General features: G+C 32.3%; 19 protein-coding genes. 7 read left to right on the top strand and 12 right to left on the bottom strand.

Features of this window, described 5'->3' with window-relative positions:
• Nucleotides 1–97: 97 nt before the first annotated feature.
• The 5 genes from ACIQ2L_RS06160 to ACIQ2L_RS06140 all read left to right on the top strand — a co-directional run bounded on the left by ACIQ2L_RS06160 (nt 98) and on the right by ACIQ2L_RS06140 (nt 6,577).
• A complete protein-coding gene (locus tag ACIQ2L_RS06160; protein WP_396157265.1) occupies nt 98–2,509 on the top strand; it encodes a choice-of-anchor J domain-containing protein in 2,412 nt (803 codons plus the stop codon).
• Between the two features lie 117 nt (nt 2,510–2,626).
• On the top strand, nt 2,627–3,631 hold the full coding sequence (locus tag ACIQ2L_RS06155; protein ID WP_396157472.1) for a glycosyltransferase: 1,005 nt from the start codon (nt 2,627–2,629) through the stop codon (nt 3,629–3,631).
• On the top strand, nt 3,628–4,212 hold the full coding sequence (gene coaE, locus ACIQ2L_RS06150; RefSeq protein ID WP_396157264.1) for a dephospho-CoA kinase: 585 nt from the start codon (nt 3,628–3,630) through the stop codon (nt 4,210–4,212). Before ACIQ2L_RS06155 ends, coaE begins: the two co-directional genes overlap by 4 nt.
• 70 nt (nt 4,213–4,282) lie before the next feature.
• Nucleotides 4,283–5,863: a sensor histidine kinase gene (locus ACIQ2L_RS06145; protein WP_396157263.1), complete on the top strand. Its 1,581-nt coding sequence runs from the start codon at nt 4,283–4,285 to the stop codon at nt 5,861–5,863.
• A 12-nt stretch (nt 5,864–5,875) separates the two neighbouring features.
• Nucleotides 5,876–6,577 (top strand): response regulator transcription factor, encoded by a 702-nt coding sequence (locus ACIQ2L_RS06140; protein ID WP_396157262.1) that lies wholly within the window; start codon nt 5,876–5,878, stop codon nt 6,575–6,577.
• A gap of 140 nt (nt 6,578–6,717) precedes the next feature.
• On the opposite strand, the gene ACIQ2L_RS06135 is transcribed toward ACIQ2L_RS06140, so the two are convergent.
• From ACIQ2L_RS06135 to ACIQ2L_RS06115, 5 genes are all read right to left on the bottom strand, one after another.
• On the bottom strand, nt 6,718–7,458 hold the full coding sequence (locus tag ACIQ2L_RS06135; protein WP_396157261.1) for an acyl-[acyl-carrier-protein] thioesterase: 741 nt from the start codon (nt 7,456–7,458) through the stop codon (nt 6,718–6,720).
• Nucleotides 7,459–7,469: 11 nt separating this feature from the next.
• The gene (locus ACIQ2L_RS06130) at nt 7,470–8,069 is read right to left on the bottom strand and encodes a hypothetical protein (RefSeq protein WP_396157260.1); all 600 of its coding nucleotides are present in this window, start codon (nt 8,067–8,069) and stop codon (nt 7,470–7,472) included.
• Between the two features lie 2 nt (nt 8,070–8,071).
• Nucleotides 8,072–8,710, bottom strand: coding sequence for a hypothetical protein (locus ACIQ2L_RS06125; protein WP_396157259.1), 639 nt, complete (start codon nt 8,708–8,710; stop codon nt 8,072–8,074).
• Nucleotides 8,711–8,758: 48 nt separating this feature from the next.
• Entirely contained in the window at nt 8,759–9,688 is a 930-nt protein-coding gene (gene miaA / locus ACIQ2L_RS06120; RefSeq protein WP_396157258.1) for a tRNA (adenosine(37)-N6)-dimethylallyltransferase MiaA, read from the bottom strand.
• A 121-nt stretch (nt 9,689–9,809) separates the two neighbouring features.
• Nucleotides 9,810–11,171 (bottom strand): exonuclease domain-containing protein, encoded by a 1,362-nt coding sequence (locus ACIQ2L_RS06115; RefSeq protein WP_396157257.1) that lies wholly within the window; start codon nt 11,169–11,171, stop codon nt 9,810–9,812.
• On the opposite strand from ACIQ2L_RS06115, the gene ACIQ2L_RS06110 reads away from it, so the two are divergent.
• The gene (locus tag ACIQ2L_RS06110) at nt 11,161–11,532 is read left to right on the top strand and encodes a hypothetical protein (protein WP_396157256.1); all 372 of its coding nucleotides are present in this window, start codon (nt 11,161–11,163) and stop codon (nt 11,530–11,532) included. The genes ACIQ2L_RS06115 and ACIQ2L_RS06110 overlap by 11 nt on opposite strands.
• A gap of 54 nt (nt 11,533–11,586) precedes the next feature.
• On the opposite strand, the gene ACIQ2L_RS06105 is transcribed toward ACIQ2L_RS06110, so the two are convergent.
• From ACIQ2L_RS06105 to ACIQ2L_RS06085, 5 genes are all read right to left on the bottom strand, one after another.
• Complete coding sequence (locus tag ACIQ2L_RS06105) at nt 11,587–11,769, bottom strand: hypothetical protein (protein WP_396157471.1); 183 nt, start codon at nt 11,767–11,769, stop codon at nt 11,587–11,589.
• 219 nt (nt 11,770–11,988) lie between these two features.
• Nucleotides 11,989–12,657: a YggS family pyridoxal phosphate-dependent enzyme gene (locus tag ACIQ2L_RS06100; protein WP_396157255.1), complete on the bottom strand. Its 669-nt coding sequence runs from the start codon at nt 12,655–12,657 to the stop codon at nt 11,989–11,991.
• A 14-nt stretch (nt 12,658–12,671) separates the two neighbouring features.
• On the bottom strand, nt 12,672–13,898 hold the full coding sequence (locus tag ACIQ2L_RS06095) for a DUF1015 domain-containing protein (RefSeq protein WP_396157254.1): 1,227 nt from the start codon (nt 13,896–13,898) through the stop codon (nt 12,672–12,674).
• A 93-nt stretch (nt 13,899–13,991) separates the two neighbouring features.
• Nucleotides 13,992–14,879 carry a 3-hydroxyacyl-CoA dehydrogenase family protein gene (locus ACIQ2L_RS06090; RefSeq protein ID WP_396157253.1) on the bottom strand — a complete coding sequence of 296 codons (888 nt, stop codon included), beginning with the start codon at nt 14,877–14,879 and terminating at the stop codon, nt 13,992–13,994.
• 109 nt (nt 14,880–14,988) lie between these two features.
• Complete coding sequence (locus ACIQ2L_RS06085) at nt 14,989–15,957, bottom strand: Gfo/Idh/MocA family protein (protein ID WP_396157252.1); 969 nt, start codon at nt 15,955–15,957, stop codon at nt 14,989–14,991.
• Between the two features lie 240 nt (nt 15,958–16,197).
• Here ACIQ2L_RS06085 and ACIQ2L_RS06080 point away from each other — a divergent pair, with 240 nt between their 5' ends.
• Entirely contained in the window at nt 16,198–16,839 is a 642-nt protein-coding gene (locus ACIQ2L_RS06080; RefSeq protein WP_396157251.1) for a protein-L-isoaspartate(D-aspartate) O-methyltransferase, read from the top strand.
• On the opposite strand, the gene smpB is transcribed toward ACIQ2L_RS06080, so the two are convergent.
• Together smpB and ACIQ2L_RS06070 are read right to left on the bottom strand one after the other, a co-directional pair.
• The gene (gene smpB / locus ACIQ2L_RS06075; protein ID WP_396157250.1) at nt 16,836–17,288 is read right to left on the bottom strand and encodes an SsrA-binding protein SmpB; all 453 of its coding nucleotides are present in this window, start codon (nt 17,286–17,288) and stop codon (nt 16,836–16,838) included. The two genes, ACIQ2L_RS06080 and smpB, sit on opposite strands and share 4 nt — an antisense overlap.
• A gap of 506 nt (nt 17,289–17,794) precedes the next feature.
• Nucleotides 17,795–20,020, bottom strand: a 2,226-nt coding sequence (locus ACIQ2L_RS06070; RefSeq protein ID WP_396157249.1) for a T9SS type A sorting domain-containing protein, incomplete at its 5' end; no start/stop codon positions are given.

The raw sequence follows: 20,020 nt of genomic DNA, 5'->3' as shown, positions 1-20,020 counted from the left end.
AAATGTTACTATTTATGTAAAAATCCCGCTAATTATATTTGTGAGTTTTTTTATTTATACTTACTTTTATATCAATTAACTTTTTTAACTTAAAAACATGAAAAAAATTACTTTAGTATTCCTATTTTTATTAGGAACGATTACTGCCACTTATGGGCAGTTCTCTGAAAGTTTTGATGCTGGTACCACTACACCTCCTGGTTGGTCAGTAATCAATGGTGGTGGAGCAAATACCTTTATTTTTGCAGTTGGAGCTCCAGGTTCAGCATTTTCCGCACCCAATGCTGCTCAGATTAATTATAATGTTACGGCGCATGATGATTATCTAGTAACACCGCAAATTACTGTTACAGCTGGCTTGAATGACAGATTAACGTATTACGTTAAGAATCAAGATCCTAATCCTCTTTATATTGAGGCGTATGAAGTAAAATTATCAACTACAACAGCTACTGCTGCAGATTTTACAGTGGTAGTAACACCAGAAGCTGATGCACCAAACGCATGGACTCAATTCACTATAGATTTGACACCTTATGTAGGGCAATCTATATATATTGGTTTTCATGCTGTTTCTACTGATAAATTTAGATTATTATTTGATAATATTGTCAATGATACTCCACCAACTGTTGCTCCAAATTGTGTGACATTAACGGCACCAATTAATGCTGCAACAGCAGTAAGTCCTTCTCCATCGGTAACCTTATCATGGACAGCTGCTACAACAGGTACTGCAGCAGCTTCTTACGATGTTTATTTAGATACAAATACTAATCCTACAACTTTGTTAGGAAATCAAGTTGGTTTAACTAGAGCGGTTACAGGATTATTGTCATTAACGACCTATTATTGGAAAGTAGTTGCTAAAAATGCTGCGGGTGAAGCAACAGGTTGTTCTGTATTTAGTTTTACTACTTCTGTAGATCCTTTTGCTCCGTATTGTGGTCCTTTGGCATTTGCAACAGCCGTAGAGCCTATAACTTTAGTTAATTTTGCAGGTATTAACAACACGACTTCTGCAACAGTAGCTGGTGCAACTGCTCATGAGGTTTTTACCTCAATTACGGGTAATGTAACTGCAGGTTCTTCCTATACGATTACCTTAAAAGGAAATTCAGACGGTAATTTTACAAACCGTTTTATAGTTTTTGCAGATTGGAATCAAGATGGTGATTTTGGTGATAGTGATGAATCGTATCCAATAACACAAACTATTACAAACTCTACAGGCCTTGATGCGCAACAAGCAACACAATCATTATTAGTTCCTCCAACGGCTACAGTAGGAAATACTCGTATGCGTGTTAAAAAAATATTTGGAACAGCAGATTTCGCTAATCCATGTCTTGGGGCTGCATATGGTCAAGTGGAAGACTATACCTTAGCTGTTGCTGCTGTACCAGCTGATTTACCTGATTATGCTAATTTACAATTCCCATACACTGCAAGTATTGCAGAAGGTGGAAGTGTAACAGTTTATGGAAGAGTATATGAAGGTGGTTTAACTGATACTACTTCAGGTCAGGCACCAGGTATTAATGCTTGGGTGGGTTATAGTACAACTAATGCTAATCCAAATACTTTTACTACTTGGATTCCAGCTACGTTTTCTGGAGAAGTTGATAATGGTTTCGGAAACCCAACTGCAAATGATGAATATCAAGCGAATATTGGTGCTAGTTTAACACAGGGAACTTATTACTATGCGACAAGATTTCAACTTAATGGTGGTGCTTATGTTTATGGTGGAACTAACTTTGGTTTCTGGAACGGTACAGATAAAATTAATGGTGTGCTTACAGTAACAGCAGCAACAGCTCCAGCAAATGATTTGTGTTCTGGTGCTATTGCCTTAACACCAGGTGGTGTTTTTGCAGATCAAGATGTAAACGGAACTATGTTAGCAGCTACTCTTACAGCTGGTATAACGCCTAGTTGTCAAGCAACAAATATTGCAGACGTTTGGTACACTGTTCAAGTTCCAGCTTCGGGTAGTATAACTATAGAAACACAATCAGCAGCAGCTAATTCTTTAACGGATACAGTTATAGCAGCATTTACAGATTGTGATGGATTAACAGCTTTAGGTTGTAACGATGATGGTGGTCCAGTAGGTCCAAATGATTTTATGTCTATATTATCATTGACAGGTCAAACGCCAGGGTCTATAATTTATGTTGCTGTATGGAAATATGGAACTGTAGCTCCATCTCTAAGTTCTAAAGATTTTATTATATCTGCTTATGATGCTTCTTTAGGAAATAATTCATTCGATAATGCTAATTTTTCATATTATCCAAATCCGGTAAAAAACACTTTGAATTTGTCGTATAATAAAGAAATTTCAAATGTGGATGTATTTAATTTATTAGGACAAAAAGTAAGTTCTAACAAAGTGAATGCCAATGATGCTCAAATAGATATGTCTAACGTATCAAAAGGAGCTTATATGGTTAAAGTAACTTCGGATACTGAAGTTAAAACTATAAAAGTTATAAAAGAATAATTTTTTTATTCGCTATCTAAAACCATCCGCCAAAGCGGATGGTTTTTTTTTGTATAATACTTATCTTTGTTTTCTGAGACTTTAAAGACGAATTGTACGAAGTAAAAAAATTAAATGATGTATTTTTCAATTATTATTCCTGTTTATAATAGACCCGATGAAATCGAAGAACTTTTGGTGAGTCTTTTGGTTTCAGATTATAAAGCAGCATATGAAATTGTTATTGTAGAAGATGGCTCAACACTAGATTGTAAGAACGAAGTTGAAAAGTTTAAAGGCAAACTAAACATATCTTATTATTTTAAAGAAAATAGTGGTCCAGGAGATTCTAGAAACTTTGGTATGAATAAAGCAAAAGGAGATTACTTTATTATATTTGATTCCGATTGTATTATTCCAAATAATTATTTGTCAGAAGTTGCAAAAGAATTAACATCCAATTATGTCGATTGTTATGGAGGTTCAGATGCTGCTTTAGAGTCGTTTTCAGATGTTCAGAAAGCTATCAATTTTGCCATGACCTCATTTTTAACAACGGGTGGTATTCGAGGCGGTTCAGAAAAATTGAATAAATTTCAACCGAGAAGTTTCAATATGGGAATTTCCAAAAAAGCATTTGAACACTCAAATGGCTTTGGAAATATTCATCCAGGAGAAGACCCAGATTTGTCATTCAGATTATGGAAATTAGGTTATGAAACAAGGCTTTTTCCCAAAGCATTTGTTTATCACAAACGAAGAATTGATTGGGATAAATTTTATATTCAGGTAAATAAATTTGGAAAAGCTAGGCCAATTTTGAATTTATGGTATCCCGAATATAGTAAATTGACTTTTTTCTTTCCAACGCTTTTTGTGTTAGGGATTTATTTTTCAATTGTCTTTTTAGCATTTGGATTTAGTTTACCGATATTATGCTATTTATTTTATTTTCTTTTGATTTTTATAACAGCTACTGTTCAAAACCAAAGTTTTAAAATAGGATATCTTTCTTTAATAGCAGTTTCTAAACAATTCTTTGGATACGGAAGTGGGTTTTTAGATTCCTACATTAAAATCATTCTTTTTAAACAAAAACCCGAAGTTGCATTTCCAGAATTATTTTTTACAGTAAAATCATGACTAAAATAATCGGATTGACAGGCGGAATTGGAAGCGGAAAAACAATGGTTGCAAAATATATAAAATCATTGGGAATACCCGTTTATATTGCAGATGATGAAGCAAAAAAAATAATGACTACTGATGCCGTGATTCAGGCAATTATTAAAGAGTTTGGAACTGAAGTGATAGACAACAATAAACTAAATCGTGAAAAATTAGCCCAACTTGTTTTTAATAATTCTGAAAAACTAGAAAAATTAAACAAGATAGTTCACCCACAGGTAAAAAAGCATTTTGAATCTTGGCTTGAAATGAATAAAAATGCCCCTTTTGTGCTTAAAGAAACAGCAATCTTATTCGAAAGCGGAAGCAACAAATATTGTGATGCGATACTAACTGTTACTTCTCCATTAGAGACAAGACTTCAACGAGTAATTGAACGCGATAAAACAGATAGAGCATCCGTTCTAAAAAGAATGGAAAGTCAATGGACTGATGAACAAAGAGTTGCAAAAAGTGATTTTATAATTCAAAATATATCAATTGATGATACCAAAAAACAAGTTGATGAAATATTCAAATTATTGAAAAATCAATAATTTATGCGTTTGATGTTAATGTTTGGTTAATGTATTTATTGTATAAATGTTAAAATGTTAAATTTGTCTAATGAATAAGTTGTTTTTCCGCTTACTAGTAATTTTAATGAGTTTATCCCTAATCGGTATTATTCTTGTTCAAGTATATTGGTTTGATAAATCATTTGAAAATAATGAAGAACAATTTAAGTTTCATGTGAAGCAGGTTCTTGGAAATATTGCTGATAAATTGCAAAAAAAAGAGCAATATAGTTACTACGAGATGTATAATCATCTAAAAGATAGTACGGGAAAAGCACCAAAAAAAGATGATTTTTTAGAATTTACAGTGTACCAACGAGATTCGAGAACCAATGAGACTATTATATATTCAAACAATATAATATCTGAAGATTACGGAATTTCATCATCGTTCTTTGATAAAAAGTTAGATAGCGTTAAACAGAAAAATTTCACTTCTAAACGTAAAACTGAAGTTTATAACGGCTCTGTAGACAATTCAAGCCTTAAGCAAAATATTAGTCCAGATGTTAAAATTGAAAAATCAGGAAGGTCAGACTTGTTAGATAATGCGCAATTTGAAATGTTTTATAAAGATTATGCGGCACTAAAACCAATTCAAGAAAGGGTTTCAAATGAAACGATGCAAAAGTTATTATCTGATGAACTTAATGAATATGGAGTTAAAACACCATTTGAGTTTAATATATACAGTAATGGTTTAGCAACAAAAATAAAATCGGAACGATTTAAGTATGAAAAAAAATCCACTTATTCTATTCCAATTTTTATTGATAATGATGGAAATAACAAGTATCAATTATTACTAACATTTCCTGAAAAGAAACGATTTTTATTTTCAGAGTTAATTGGGATTTGCATATTGTCAATTGTTTTTACACTGATCATTATTATTGCCTATTCAAGCGCCTTAAATCAATTGATAAGACAACGTCAAATTTCTGAAATCAAAACAGATTTTATAAACAATATGACTCATGAGTTTAAAACACCGATTGCAACGATAAATTTAGCATTGGATGCGATTAAAAATCCAAAAGTGATTGATGATAAAGAAAAAGTGCTTCGGTATTTGCAAATGATTAAAGATGAAAATAAACGCATGCACGCTCAGGTTGAAAATGTATTACGTATTTCTAAGCTCGAAAAGAAAGAGTTAGACATAACTAAAGAATCGAACAATATTCATGAAATAATTGAAGATGCCATTGAACATGTTAATTTAATTGTTGAAGATCGAAATGGAAAAATAGCAACGCATTTTAACGCAACGCGAAGTTCCGTTTTATTGAATGACGTTCATTTTACCAATGTAATTGTTAATATTTTGGACAATGCGATCAAGTATTCTCCCGAAGAACCAAAAATTGATATTGAGACTGAAAATGTAAAAGATTTTATAATAATAAAGATTAAAGATCAAGGTTCGGGAATGTCAAAAGTTGCACAAAAAAGAATATTTGAAAAGTTCTATCGCGAGCATACAGGAGATTTACATAATGTTAAAGGTCATGGTTTAGGATTAGCCTATGTTAAACGAATAATCGAAGATCACAATAGTGAAATTTTTGTCGAAAGCGAAAAAGGAAAAGGAAGCACATTTATAATTAAAGTCCCATTGATAAATTAAAAAAAAAATACTATGGAAAATAATAAAAAAATATTACTAGTTGAAGATGATCAGAACTTCGGTATCGTGTTAAGAGAATTCTTGACACTAAATGATTTTGATGTAACATTAGCCAAAAATGGCATGGAAGGTTTCGAAAAGTTTAAAAAAGACAATTTTGATTTGTGTATTTTAGATGTCATGATGCCCTATAAAGATGGCTATACTTTGGCAAAAGAAATCAGAGAAAAAAATAAAGACGTGCCTTTGATTTTCTTAACTGCGAAATCAATGAAAGAAGACGTGCTAAAAGGTTATAAAGTTGGTGCCGATGATTATTTAAATAAACCCTTTGATTCGGATGTTTTATTGATGAAAGTAAAAGCAATCATTCAAAGAAAAGCCTCAGAGAATAAAAATGAGCCCGCTAAATTTGAATTCCAAATAGGAAGATTCCTTTTAAATTCTAAACTTCGTTATTTAAAATTAGACGATAACGAACCCATCAAATTGTCTCCAAAAGAGTCTGAATTGCTAAAAATGATGGCTATATACGAAAACGATTTGATGCCAAGAGAACTAGCACTAACCAAGATTTGGAGAGAAGATAATTATTTTACTTCCAGAAGTATGGATGTATATATAGCTAAACTACGTAAATATCTAAAAGAAGATCCAGAAGTTGAAATTCTTAACATTCACGGAGAAGGATTTCGATTGGTAATCAAAAAATAAACAAAATGGCTTCAAGAAATTGGAGCCTTTTTTTTAATTTAAATTTAAGGAGCTAATCCCGGCTGTCCATTATATCTTTTGTCTCGTTTTAAGAACGAGACAAAAGGATGCCATTACCATCCGGGCTAGGGCTTTAGCTTTTATTTCCAGTTTAATTGTAAAGCAAAACACGTTTTATTAGTTGCGTTTACTGTAAAAGTTGTCGGATTTTCATTAGTACTTCTTTCAATGTAAATCGATTCATTTAAAGAAACTTCCTTTAAGTAATTCATTTCAAAACTCGCTACGCCCTTATTTAAAAGTAATTTAGGTTCAACAAAATCCAAACACCATTCTAAATATTTCACACTGTTGGCATGATTCACAATGTCTAAATCGGAAAGTAAAATTGCTTTTTCGGCAACAAATGTTCTATCAATAGTGGTGTCTATTTTGGAGAATTGAATAGAAGTAGCTTTGTTATCTGGATACTTTTCAAAATGCTGATGTTCTAACGCTAAAGGTTCCGGTCGACGTGTTTGTGTATTGAAAACTGCCCAATAGGTTTCACATCCTACAATTTTTTCAGTACCAATATACAGTTCCAAACAACGAATAGAGCGGGAGTTTTCTAACGAATTTATCCAGGTTTTTACCGTTACACTTTCGCGCCATTTAGGTAAACGTTTAATTTCAACACGCATTCTGCTCAATACCCACGCTTGGTGATGAACCTGCATATCCGTGAAACTAATGCCACCCATTTCGGCATGAACTGCCGCAGTTAATTGAAGAATATTACATAATTCAGTATATTTCAAATAGCCATTTGGATAGCATTGTAAAAAATTAATTTCCCAATCTAAAGTTAGAATAGAGGTGAAGTCTTTTGAAATTGGCATGTTATTTCATTTTAGTTTCCAAATCGAATTCCCAAAGTTAACTGTAACTGATTCGCTTTCGAAAAAAAGGATTTATATTCTGCTGTTGTTTCTACATCAAATGTGTTGGTAACATAATGTATAGCTCCAAAAACATAAATTGCCTTTCCAATTCTATAATCTAGTATACTTCCAATTCTAATTTCATTTCCACCTTGATTTCCAAATCTAGAATTTCGACTTCCTAAATCTAATGTAGCCGAACCGTAACCAAATGTAGGCGTGAGCAATAGTTTTTTGTTTATTTTATATTCATAACCAATCAAAACATAAGCACTTGTATATTTTGAAGTACTCAAATTAGCTATTAATTCGTTATTTGTGATGTCATAAGTTACAAAATCGATACCCAAACCAGCTTTGAAATTGTTATATTCTAAAAGATTCAATTGCATCGAAAAAGCGGGTCGTGGTTTATGTGCTTTTGCTAGGGCGTTATTCCCAAAATGAACCGGAAGAAATGTCTGTAATCTAAGGTTAACCTCAATTTCTAATTCAGGTTTGCTTTTACTTTCTTGACAAAATGTTGTGTTCCAAATAAAAAGTATAAATATTAAATAGCTATATTTCATTTCTAGTAATTTATTGTATAATTTACAGCATCATTTACTATTGAAAGATTTACACTACTTGTTGTTTCTGAGTTGTTAATTGAATTATAAACAGTAACTCGTAGTTGGAAAGATTGATTCTTTTTTATCAATATCTGGTTTGGTAATTCACTAAAACTTTCTGGATCAAAATTATAAAACTCAGTATTTAAGTGATAAATTCCAACTATGCTTACTTTCCTAACCGAGTTATTAATGTTAGTTTGGTTATAACTTAGATTTAGTGGAACAACCTCTTCATTTTTTAATAATCTTGCATTTTGAAATTCAAATAGATAATTAATAAAATCTGTTTTTTTTATATTAAAAATTTCTTTTGGCATATACCCCGTTTCCTCGTTATAGATTTTTAGGTTTATGCGTGTATTTGATTGTGGTGACGGAAAAATTAATGTAATTTCTCCGTTTTGATTTGTATTTCCTTTTGAAATTAAATCGTCTTGATTAACACCAACTGAAACTTCGACATAACTGTTGGGTAAAGGCTCATTGTTAGCATTGCGAATCGTTGTTTTAAATACCAAACGTTTTTCTCCATCATATTGAATATCGCTACAAGAGAAGAAAGAAATTAGAATGCAAAATAAAAAGATTTTTTTCATAGTAGTTTTTTTCTAGACTATATATTTTAGTTAAGGTTGCGTAACGTATCATTTTAATAACTCCGAATTAATAAAAGCTTTGATTTTAGAAACATCTGTTAAATAATCGAACCAAATCACATTTTCTGTACGTTTAAACCACGTTAATTGGCGCTTGGCAAATCTTCGGGTATTTTTTTTAATTTCTTGTATAGCAAAATCTAAGGTTATCGTTCCATCAAAATAATTAAATAACTCACGATAACCCACAGTTTGTAGGGCATTTAAATCTTTATTTGAAAATAAATTTTCCGCTTCTTTGACCAAACCTTCTTTTATCATACCGTCAACTCGCTGATTAATTCGATCATACATGATTTCACGTTCAGCTTCTAATCCAATAATAATAGGAGTGAAGTTGCGTTGGTTTTTCTTTTGATTTAAAAATGAAGAATACGGTTTTCCGGTTCCGATGCAAACTTCTACAAAGCGTTTCATTCGTTGCGGGTTCTGTAATGTTTGTGGGTTTTTGTTGGAAAGTTTTTGGTAATAATCAATATCTAATTCCATTAACTTATTTTGTAAATAATCTATTCCAAATAACTCAAAATCAGCATTTATTTTTTTCCTAATGTTCTCATCAATATCAGGAAATTCATCAAATCCTTTCAATACAGCATCCACATACAAACCCGAACCGCCCACCATAATTTGGATATTATTTTTTGAAAATAACTCGTTTAATTTGGCGATGGCTTCTTTCTCAAAATCGCCAACGGTGTAATTTTCAAGGATGGATTTGTTTTGAATAAAATGATGTGTGGCACTTGCCAATTCTTCCTGAGATGGAACAGCTGTTCCGATTTTCATTTCTTTATAAAACTGTCGACTATCGCAAGAAATGATTTCACAACCAAAATGTTTTGCTAAAGCAATGCTCAAGGATGTTTTCCCGATTGCTGTTGGGCCAATAATGGTTATGAGATATTTTTTTTTCAATTACTGCATTTTTTTAGCCCAGATTGTAGCGGCATCCTTTTATAAATTTGTAATGAGCGGTTTGCTGATTACAAATTTATAAAAGATATAGCGGAAAGCTGGATTGGCTTCAAATAAAAAATTAAAACTTCACAATTCGAATTACTTTGTGTCGTCTCAAATACCCTTGAATGATAGTCCTAGTATCACGATTATTCTGCATTGGAATAATGATGTTTTTGAGGATTTCGATGTTGTTAATTTGATAGTTTAAATCATAAAAACAGTAGCCTTTATAGATTCCGTTTTCAATCAAAACAGCACTGCGTTCATCAACAGTTCGGCCTCTATCTATTAGAACCATATTGTCGCTTTCAAATTTCATTTCTTCCATAAACTCGGCAACGCGATCGTTATAAATTTCGGGAGCTTCCTTACCGACACAGGCACCATTGCATTCTTTTATTTTATATTGAAAACAACCATTTTTTGTTTCGTATAAGTTGTTTAATTTTTGACAGAGATTATATTTCTCTGTGATTTTGAACAATGAATTTTTTCCTTCTTGAACCGAAGTAAAGGAGGTAATTTCTTTTTTTCGACCATCTGCTTTTTGCAATTTTAAGGTAAGATAACCATTCGCATCTTTTTCAGAATACAATGCCCATTGAAAAATGGTTTTACGTTGTGCTCTATTATAAATGGGTTTGTTGATTTTGATTTCCTCACTTTCTTTAAGTAAAGCTATGAGTTCGCTTCCGGTTTCTTCATAGGTCACGGCAAAAACTTCCCGTTGAATTTTTTTGCTTTTTCCAGAAGTTCCAGTAAAATGTTGATTGATGCGTTTCTTAATATTTCGGCTTTTCCCAATGTAGATTAAATCGCCTTTTTCGTTATGAATATAATAAATTCCGGTTTTATAGGGCAAACTCTCAACAATGTCTAATAATTTTGGAGATAATCCTTTTTTGATTTCCGCTTTTATTAAACTGATTACTAGCTCCTTTTTGACATCTTTATCCAATAGCATTTTGAACAACTTTACCGTTGCCAAGGCGTCACCGCTGGCACGATGTCTATCGGTTACAGGAATTCCGAGTGCGCGGACCAATTTTCCTAAACTATACGATAGTTGTCCTGGAATTAATTTCTGCGATAATTCAACCGTGCAAAGTGTTGGCTTAATATAATCATACCCCAGTCGACTGAATTCGGTTCTTAGAATTCGATAATCAAAAGAAGCGTTATGCGCAACTACAATGCAATCTTCGGTAATTTCGATTATTCGTTTCGCTACTTCATAAAACTTTGGAGCAGATCGCAACATGGCGTTATTGATTCCCGTCAGTTTTACCACAAAAGGCTGTATCGGTTTTTCCGGATTAACCAAACTTATAAATTGGTCCACAATTTCGTGGCCGTCAAACTTGTAGATGGCAATTTCTGTGATGCCTTCTTCGTTGAATTGTCCTCCAGTGGTTTCTATGTCGAGTATGGCGTACATTTTTAATGTCAATATCAATATCAAAAAGCAATTGCAATGTCAATTTCAAAAATCAATTGCAATGTCAATGTCAAAAATCAATTGCAATGTCAATATCAAAAATCAATTGCAATGTCAATGTCAAAAAGCAATTGCAATGTCAATGTCAAAAAGCAATTGCAATGTCAATGTCAAAAATCAATTGCAATGTCAATATCAAAAATCAATTGCAATGTCAATGTCAAAAATCAATTGCAATGTCAATATCAAAAATCAATTGCAATATCAATATCAAAAATCAATTGCAATGTCAATATCAAAAATCAATTGCAATATCAATATCAAAAAGCAATTGCAATGTCAATGTCAAAAATCAAATTAAATTATAAAAATTTCAAATGTTGATTTTGTCATTGCCATTGATATTGAAATTGAATTATTTTTTGTTAATTATCATTTTTGAGGCAATTGCTATTAGTTCTTCTATTTCTTTTAGAAGTAAATTTCTACTATTTTCGTCACCTTCTTTTATATAATTCAATATTTTTAATGAATTTCGGGATTCTTTTAATTCTTTTACAGTTAAACCAACTTTAAAAACAAAATCTTTATCACTGATTGTTCCTTGAGCTTCGCCAAAATTTAAAGAAGCACCTCCAGAAGATCTGATTAACTGTTTTTATAATATTCATTTTCAAATGATTTATTCAAATTTCTGGTAAAAAAAATACACTCTCCAGCAAAGCGAACTAATCTATCCTCAAAATTGAAAATTTTTTCACTAAAAATATGATTTTCCTCCATTATTTGATATTGAATTTTGCAATTGAAATTGTCATTAATTTCTATTTCCAAATATACTACTTCCAATCCGAACCATAGTACTGCCGCATTCAATTGCTAATTGATAATCGCCACTCATTCCCGTTGAAAGAGTATTCAGTTGGCAGTTAGTAGTGTTCAGGGATTTGTATTTATCGAAAATAGTTTTTAGAGATTGAAATTCTTTTTTTATTTGTTCTTGATTATCAGTAAAAGTTGCCATTCCCATTAAACCAACTACTTTAATATTAGTCATTCCATTTTTGTCATTCTGAACGAAGTGAAGAATCACTTCCAATTCTTTTTCATCCAAACCAAATTTAGTTTCTTCTTCCGCAATATGCATTTGGAGTAAACAATTTATCACTCGATTATGTTTTACCGCTTGTTTGTTAATTTCTTGTAACAATTTTAAACTGTCAACACCATGTATCAAACTAACATATTCAGCCATATATTTCACTTTGTTGCTTTGAACATGCCCAATCATGTGCCACTCAATATCCTTCGGCATTTGCTGCCATTTTTCCGTCATTTCCTGGATTTTATTTTCGCCAAAAACACGTTGACCGGCTTCATAAGCCTGCATCAAATCGGAAATCGGTTTGGTTTTAGAAACTGCAACTAGTGTTACTTTTTCTGAAAGTTGCGATTTTATTTGAAGTAAATGGTCTTTGATTGACATTATAGTTTAACTAGTTATAATTCATATATAATTAATCCACTTCTGAACTTTGGTTCGATATAGGTACTTTTAGGCGGCATAATTAAATTATGATTAGCCAGCGCTTTAATTTCTGAGATGTCCGATGGGAACAACATAAAACCCACTTCAAATTCACCTTCGTCTACCAATTCTTTAATTGTTGCCACCGATTGTTTTCCAGGAATGTATTCAATGCGTTCGTCGTTTCGTAAATCTTCAATACCTAAAAGAGGTTGCAAGACTTTATCGTATAAAATTTGAGCGTCTAAATTCGTCAATATTGAATTTTGATTTTTGAAATTGTCATTGATTTTGTAAAAAAGTGCATAAAAATGACCATCAATATACATTCCAAATTCAAACTTACTTTGTGGTTTCCATAATTCTTGCTCTTTGTCTTTTATGATGAAATGTTCCGAAAGTTTTTCGAGAAAATCGTCTTTAGAGTAGCCATTCAAATCGCGGATAATTCGGTTAAATTCATAAATTTTAACCTGACTTTCAGCAATTAAGAAACTCATAAAATAGTTCAAATTCTCATTCCCTAGATGCTTGTCTTCATCATAAAGCATTTCCGCAGAAGCCGAACGGTGATGTCCATCTGCAATATATAATTCTGGTATTTTTTCAAATTGAGTAGTAAGCCATTGAATTTCTTCATCACTATCAATTTTCCAAAGCTGATGTTTTTCTTTATTAGTAGTTGAATAATTATAAATTGGTTGACTTTTTTTCTTTTCCGAAATCCAATTATTCAAAGTTTCGTTATCAGGATACGTAATCAGAACAGGTTCGGTATTAAAGCCCGTTTGATGCAAATAATCCTTGAAATATTCCACACGATATTGTAGTGTGTCTTCATGTTTCTTGATAATATTATTTTTATAATCTTCTATTGAAGTTCCAGCAACAATTCCTGTGAACGATTGTGTTTTGGTTTTTATTTCATATACAAAGAATACTGCTGTATCTTCTTCTAAAAAAATGCCATCTTCTTTAAAGTCCTGATATTTGTGCGCTACACCTTTAAAACGTTTATCCAAAGTGATTTTTTGTGAATGCATATAGGCAGGATGAATAACGTGTAAAAAAGAATAGGGATTGAAACTCAACCAAGCCGCAAGCTCAGCTGAACTGTAATCATCATAGTTTCTACAAGTCACCAACCCAATTTTATCTGGAGTGGGACGAACCGCTTTAAAAGGGATAATTTTGCTCATGTTACTTAACCACGATGGTCACTAAGTTTTTTACGAAGGTCACGAAGATTTTTTGTGCTTTGTGCCTTCTTCGTGCGCTTTGTGGTTAAAATTTTATTTAAACTGCTTCGAAACTTTCTCTGCTTTTTTACTTTCGGAATAATCATAAAATCCTTCTCCTGATTTTACTCCAAGTTTTCCGGCCATGACCATATTTACTAAAAGTGGGCAAGGAGCATATTTTGGATTTTTAAATCCATCATACATTACATTTAAAATCGAAAGACAAACATCCAACCCAATAAAATCGGCTAATTGTAATGGTCCCATTGGGTGCGCCATTCCGAGTTTCATTACGGTATCAATTTCTTGAACACCAGCAACTCTGTTATATAAAGTTTCAATACTTTCGTTAATCATGGGCATCAAAATTCTGTTGGCTACAAAGCCGGGATAATCATTGACTTCTGTTGGAGTTTTTCCCAATTTCACGGATAAGTCCATAATAATTTTTGTCACTTCATCTGATGTACTGTAACCACGAATAATTTCGACTAATTTCATAATCGGCACCGGATTCATAAAATGCATTCCGATTACTCTCTCTGGGTGAACCACTTGAGCGGCAATTTGAGTTATGGAGATGGAAGAAGTATTGGTTGCCAAAATCACATTATGGTCGCAAATGTCGCTTAATTGTTTGAATATTTGAAGTTTTAAGCCAACATTCTCAGTAGCAGCTTCCACAACCAAATCAGTTCCAACAACACCATCTTTGATGTCGGTATAAGTAATTATATTTTCAATTGTTTTGTGTTTATCTTTCTCAGAAATTGTACCTTTTGAAACCATTCTGTCAAGATTAGCAGCAATAGTTGCCATTCCTTTTTCGAGTGATTTTTCGGAAACATCAATAAGTTTTACAGTAAAACCGCTTTGTGCGAAAGTATGGGCAATTCCGTTACCCATAGTTCCGGCGCCTATTACAGCTATTGTTTTCATCTATATTTATTTAAATATTTTAAAATTTAAGGCTTGAAAGATTTTAAACCATTAAGACATTAAGTTTCATTAAGTCTTAATTTTTCTAAATTTCTTAATGGTTCAATTTTTATTTTTCATTCATTGAATCAATAATCATATACGCCACACGCAATGCTTCGGTTCCATCTTCGAGCGTTACAATGGGAGTTGTGTTATTATTGATGGCATCAGCAAAAGTTTCCAATTCATCTAAAATAGCGTTGTTTTGGCTTACTTCTGGATTAATAAAGTAAATCTGTTTTCGGTCGCCTTCGGCATTTTGAAGAATCATGTCAAAATCACCAGGATTTTCTGGAGCTTCTTTCATTTTCACAACTTCACAGGTTTTGTCTAGATAATCTACAGAGATATAGGCATCTTTTTGAAAGAAACGCGACTTACGCATATTCTTTAACGAAATTCGACTCGATGTAATATTGGCAACGCAGCCATTTTCAAATTCAATTCGCGCATTGGCAATATCTGGCGATTGGCTCAAAACCGAAACGCCACTGGCGTGAACCAATTTAACCTTTGATTTAACCACACTCAAAATAGCATCAATATCATGTATCATCAAATCTAAAACTACAGGAACATCGGTGCCTCGTGGGTTAAATTCAGCCAATCGATGCGTTTCTATAAACATTGGTGTTTCAATTTGATCTTTTACCGCAGTAAATGCCGGATTGAAACGTTCTACGTGACCAACTTGTCCTTTTACGTTGTACTCTTTTGCTAAAGCAATAATTTCTTCAGCTTCGGCAACAGTTGTTGATATAGGTTTTTCAATAAAAACATGTTTGCCACTTTTGATGGAAACTTTGGCACATTTGTAATGCGAAAGGGTAGGAGTAACGATATCGATAACATCAACGGCATGAATTAATTTAGCAATAGTATCAAATTGTTTATAGCCTAATTCCGCAGCAATTTTAGCTCCGTTTTCGTGGTTTTCATCATAAAAACCAACGAGTTCGTATTTATCAGATTGTTGTAATAAACGCAAGTGTATTTTTCCGAGATGCCCAGCACCTAAAACGCCAACTTTAAGCATAAAAATAAATTTTATCAAAAATAGCAAATTCAAACTGCAATTACCAAATAGGGTATACCAATTTTAATTAAATTCCAAATCTTAAAATTCCAAATTCCAATTAAGTATCAAATTTTAAAATTCAAAATAAAGTTTTGAATTTGGTAATCGAGTTTTTTTTGGTTGTATATTATTGTGAATTTGGCATTTGTTTTTTGGGATTTTTACTTCTATTTTTACGCAAATAAATTACTACCCCAATTGAAAGACACAAGTAAGCATCAAGGACTTCGAAATCAATTAGCGAAAATACTAGAAGAAAAAGGAATTACCGATACTAAAGTCTTGGAATCCATAAAGAAAATACCAAGACATTTGTTTTTAGATTCTAGTTTTGAAGATTTTGCCTATCAGGATAAAGCATTTCCAATTGCTGCGGGACAAACCATATCGCAACCCTTTACGGTGGCTTTTCAAACACAATTGTTAGAGGTAAAAAAAGACCATAAGATTCTTGAAATAGGAACTGGTTCGGGTTATCAAACGGCAGTTTTAGTTGCGATGGGAGCAAAGGTTTATTCGATAGAACGACAAAATGAATTGTTTAAAACAACCTCGGCTTTATTACCTAAACTAGGTATACGTCCAAAACATTTATCGTTTGGCGATGGTTATAAAGGATTACCAAACCACGCACCTTTTGATAGTATCATTGTAACCGCTGGAGCACCAGTAATTCCGAAACCATTGATGGCGCAATTAAAAATAGGAGGAAAATTGGTTATTCCTGTTGGAGATAAAGAACAAGTTATGACCATGCTCATCCGTAAAAACGAAACGCAATTTGAAAAGCACGAGTTTGGCGATTTTAAATTTGTACCTTTATTGGAAAATAAAAATTAAAATGATTTTTTAATTCGGTCTATATCTCGTTTAACATCTTGCTCTTTAAGACTTTCACGTTTATCATAAGTCTTTTTTCCACGACAAAGCCCAATATCTAATTTAGCAATTCCTTTTTCATTAGTAAATAATTTCAAAGGAATAATAGTAAGACCCTTTGTTTCAGCATTTTTTTCAAGTTTTCGTAACTCTCGTCTATTCAAAAGTAGTTTACGTTCACTTTTGGCTTTATGATTGAATTGATTACCATACAAATATTCATCAATTTGGGTATTAATGGCAAATAATTCTCCGTTATGAAATTCACAAAAACCTTCGGTGATATTGGCTTTTCCTAAACGAATGGATTTGATTTCGGTACCAGTTAAAACGATTCCAGCAGTATAAGTTTCGATTATTTCATAATCAAATTTGGCGCGTTTGTTCAGTATGTTTATGGTTTTTAACATAGGAGGACAAATGTAATACAAAATCAAGTGTTTTGAAAATTACATCATTAAATAACAAATGGTTATTTCTACTATTTAATCGATAAGGAATTTGTGTTTTTTGTGTAATGGCTGTTACTCAAAGTATTGGCACAAAGTTTCACTAAGAGTTAAAATAGCACCAAAAAAGAGTTAGCTCATTAAGTAGAAAATGGTCATTTTAACCCGTTGGGTGTAATTAGTTTTTGATGATAATTTTTCGTCAGTTCGAGTGATTTTCGATAGAAAATCGTCCTTCGATTTCACTCAGGATGACAGAACAAGGAAAATTTCATTAAAAACGGTTCTCGATACATTTTTTGTGCATCTCGTCCCAAAAAACGAGATGCACAAAAAACACTCGAACTGACGTTTTTAATAATTACACCCAACGGGTTCATTATAGTATTATCAAACCAATTAAAACCAGTAAATTATAGCTAAAAAACACGAACCTGTCTGCCGACAGGCAGGCGAAGCAATCGCTACTACTCCTTCAAAAACTTCCCATTAGCACTACCTTTATCACTTGTTATTCTAACAAAATAACTGCCACTTTGCAAGCTAGAAACATCGATGGTTTCATTAGGGTTAGTATTTACTTGAACCAATTGCCCAAGCGTATTATAAATACTTAATGAACTAATCACAACATGCTGCTTAGTTGTAATAGTCAAACTATTTTTTGCAGGAACAGGCGCCAAACTAAACACACTGCCAAAATCAAAATCTTGGTTGCCCAAAGCTGCAACAGTAGTAGTTGTCGTATTGGTTATAATTGGGAAATTATAATCAAAATAAATACTGGCGGTATTGGTGAAGGTATTTCCCAAAACCAAGGTGGGTTTGGTTTTTATTTTAAACGCCACATAGCCATCATTGTTAGCATCATCAAAAGGCAAATTGATATTCTCAAAAATAAACTCTACCTTATTGGTATTGGTAATTTTCGTTACAAACGGGTGACTACTACTTTGCGGAATCAAACTGCTGATATCAAATTTTGTGGTATCTAACATGTCTTTTATTACCACATTTTGCGCTGCAAATGTCCCTGTATTTTCAAAACGGATAACATAATGCACATAATTCCCCACCATGCTTGGCGTAATGGTTGAGCCTTCTAAACACGTTTTATCGTTGGGATCATAGGATCCAACAACAATTTGTTTAAGAGAACTTGTATTATCTGCTACAATTTCATCGTTTGCTAACGGATTAATAATAGCTGTAAAATCTAATTGGTCACCATTATTCACCGCTGGAGTTTCCATTGGAGAGTTGATGTTAAAAGTCAAGTTGATTTCTCTGGTTTCAAACGGATTTAAATTAGTGTAATTCCAACTCAAACTGTTTGTTCCTGTAGTATTAACAATGGGCGATGCCGTTACCAAATCCATAATAGCATCATTAAAAGTAAAACTCAACGAACCATTTGCCACTTGATTTCCTTTGTTTTTATAAATGATTTTATAAAAAGCATCAAAACCCGGGCGTGCTACTTCTATTGGAATAATTGTTACTTCTAAATCATTTTTTATTCCGTTGGCAGTAATACAAAAATTTTGAGTAAAAGGACTAACTGTTGTTGGAAAAGTAACCGTAACCGTTGCAGGTGAAATCGCAAAATAATTCGGATTTTCTATAATTGGAACTATAGAATGAGTTCCTACTCCAACCGGAATACTATATGAACCTGTATTGTTTGCAATAAAAGTTCCAGTAGTAGTGCCATTAGTAAGATTAAATTTTAAGTTTGGATAATTTATATTACTATCATCACAGCCATTGGAATTGCTATCATAGCGATTATTCCCTTGTATCGTATAAAAAGTTCCGCCTGGCGTAAAACTACAATAGGAGTTAACATTGCAGTTGGTATTCCCATACTCTGTGATTTGGGTTTGAATAGAAGCTAGTTGACCTTCATCGGCGCAGATATATTGTAAGTTAGAATTAAAAAAAAATGTAATATCTTCATTTCGACCATTCTTTACAAATAGAGTGATAAGTTGATTTATACTACAATCCAAAGATTGAAGATTAGTTAAGCCACTTACATCTAAAGTTGGAAGTAGATTTTGATAACAATATAACTGTTGAAGATTAGTTAAACCACTTACATTTAAACTTGGAAGTTGATTATTATGACAGCTTAACCAATTAAGATTAGTTAAACCATTTAAATTTAAACTGGTAAGTTGATTATAACTACAACGTAACTGTTGAAGATTAGTTAACCCACTCACATCTAAACTGGTAAGTTGATTAAACCAACAATCTAAAACTAGAAGATTAGTTAAGCCATTTACATCTAAACTTGGAAGTGGATTATTTGTACAAAATAAACTTTGAAGATTTGTTAAGCCACTTACATTTATACTAGATAGTTGATTATAATCACAACTTAAAGTTTGAAGATTCGTTAAGCCACTTACATTTAAACTTGGAAGTAGATTATAAGAACAATCTAAAATTTGAAGATTCGTTAAGCCACTTACATTTAAACTTGGAAGTTGATTTCCTCTACAAATTAAAGTTTGAAGATTTGATAAACCACTAATATTTAAATTAGGAAGTTGATTATTGCCACAATTTAAATATCTTAGATTAGTTAAACCACTTACATTTAAACTCGTTATTTGATTATACCTACAACTTAAATATAGCAAATTCGTAAAACCTTCTATTCCTGTCAAATTAGTAATATTAGT

The organism is Flavobacterium sp. (genome assembly GCF_044369455.1).
GTDB lineage: Bacteria > Bacteroidota > Bacteroidia > Flavobacteriales > Flavobacteriaceae > Flavobacterium.
Note: the sequence above shows the minus strand (reverse complement) of the source record. Positions and strands in the feature narration are given on the sequence as shown.

What these genes read in the sequence shown, in the direction of transcription:
- ACIQ2L_RS06100 (WP_396157255.1), bottom strand. Translation starts at nt 12,657, where the DNA reads ATGTCAATCAAAGACCATTTACTTCAAATAAAATCGCAACTTTCAGAA.
- ACIQ2L_RS06090 (WP_396157253.1), bottom strand. Translation starts at nt 14,879, where the DNA reads ATGAAAACAATAGCTGTAATAGGCGCCGGAACTATGGGTAACGGAATT.
- ACIQ2L_RS06115 (WP_396157257.1), bottom strand. Translation starts at nt 11,171, where the DNA reads ATGTACGCCATACTCGACATAGAAACCACTGGAGGACAATTCAACGAA.
- coaE (WP_396157264.1), top strand. Translation starts at nt 3,628, where the DNA reads ATGACTAAAATAATCGGATTGACAGGCGGAATTGGAAGCGGAAAAACA.
- ACIQ2L_RS06085 (WP_396157252.1), bottom strand. Translation starts at nt 15,957, where the DNA reads ATGCTTAAAGTTGGCGTTTTAGGTGCTGGGCATCTCGGAAAAATACAC.
- ACIQ2L_RS06125 (WP_396157259.1), bottom strand. Translation starts at nt 8,710, where the DNA reads ATGAAAAAAATCTTTTTATTTTGCATTCTAATTTCTTTCTTCTCTTGT.
- ACIQ2L_RS06110 (WP_396157256.1), top strand. Translation starts at nt 11,161, where the DNA reads ATGGCGTACATTTTTAATGTCAATATCAATATCAAAAAGCAATTGCAA.
- ACIQ2L_RS06160 (WP_396157265.1), top strand. Translation starts at nt 98, where the DNA reads ATGAAAAAAATTACTTTAGTATTCCTATTTTTATTAGGAACGATTACT.
- ACIQ2L_RS06130 (WP_396157260.1), bottom strand. Translation starts at nt 8,069, where the DNA reads ATGAAATATAGCTATTTAATATTTATACTTTTTATTTGGAACACAACA.
- ACIQ2L_RS06155 (WP_396157472.1), top strand. Translation starts at nt 2,627, where the DNA reads ATGTATTTTTCAATTATTATTCCTGTTTATAATAGACCCGATGAAATC.
- ACIQ2L_RS06135 (WP_396157261.1), bottom strand. Translation starts at nt 7,458, where the DNA reads ATGCCAATTTCAAAAGACTTCACCTCTATTCTAACTTTAGATTGGGAA.
- ACIQ2L_RS06095 (WP_396157254.1), bottom strand. Translation starts at nt 13,898, where the DNA reads ATGAGCAAAATTATCCCTTTTAAAGCGGTTCGTCCCACTCCAGATAAA.
- ACIQ2L_RS06145 (WP_396157263.1), top strand. Translation starts at nt 4,283, where the DNA reads ATGAATAAGTTGTTTTTCCGCTTACTAGTAATTTTAATGAGTTTATCC.
- ACIQ2L_RS06140 (WP_396157262.1), top strand. Translation starts at nt 5,876, where the DNA reads ATGGAAAATAATAAAAAAATATTACTAGTTGAAGATGATCAGAACTTC.
- smpB (WP_396157250.1), bottom strand. Translation starts at nt 17,288, where the DNA reads ATGTTAAAAACCATAAACATACTGAACAAACGCGCCAAATTTGATTAT.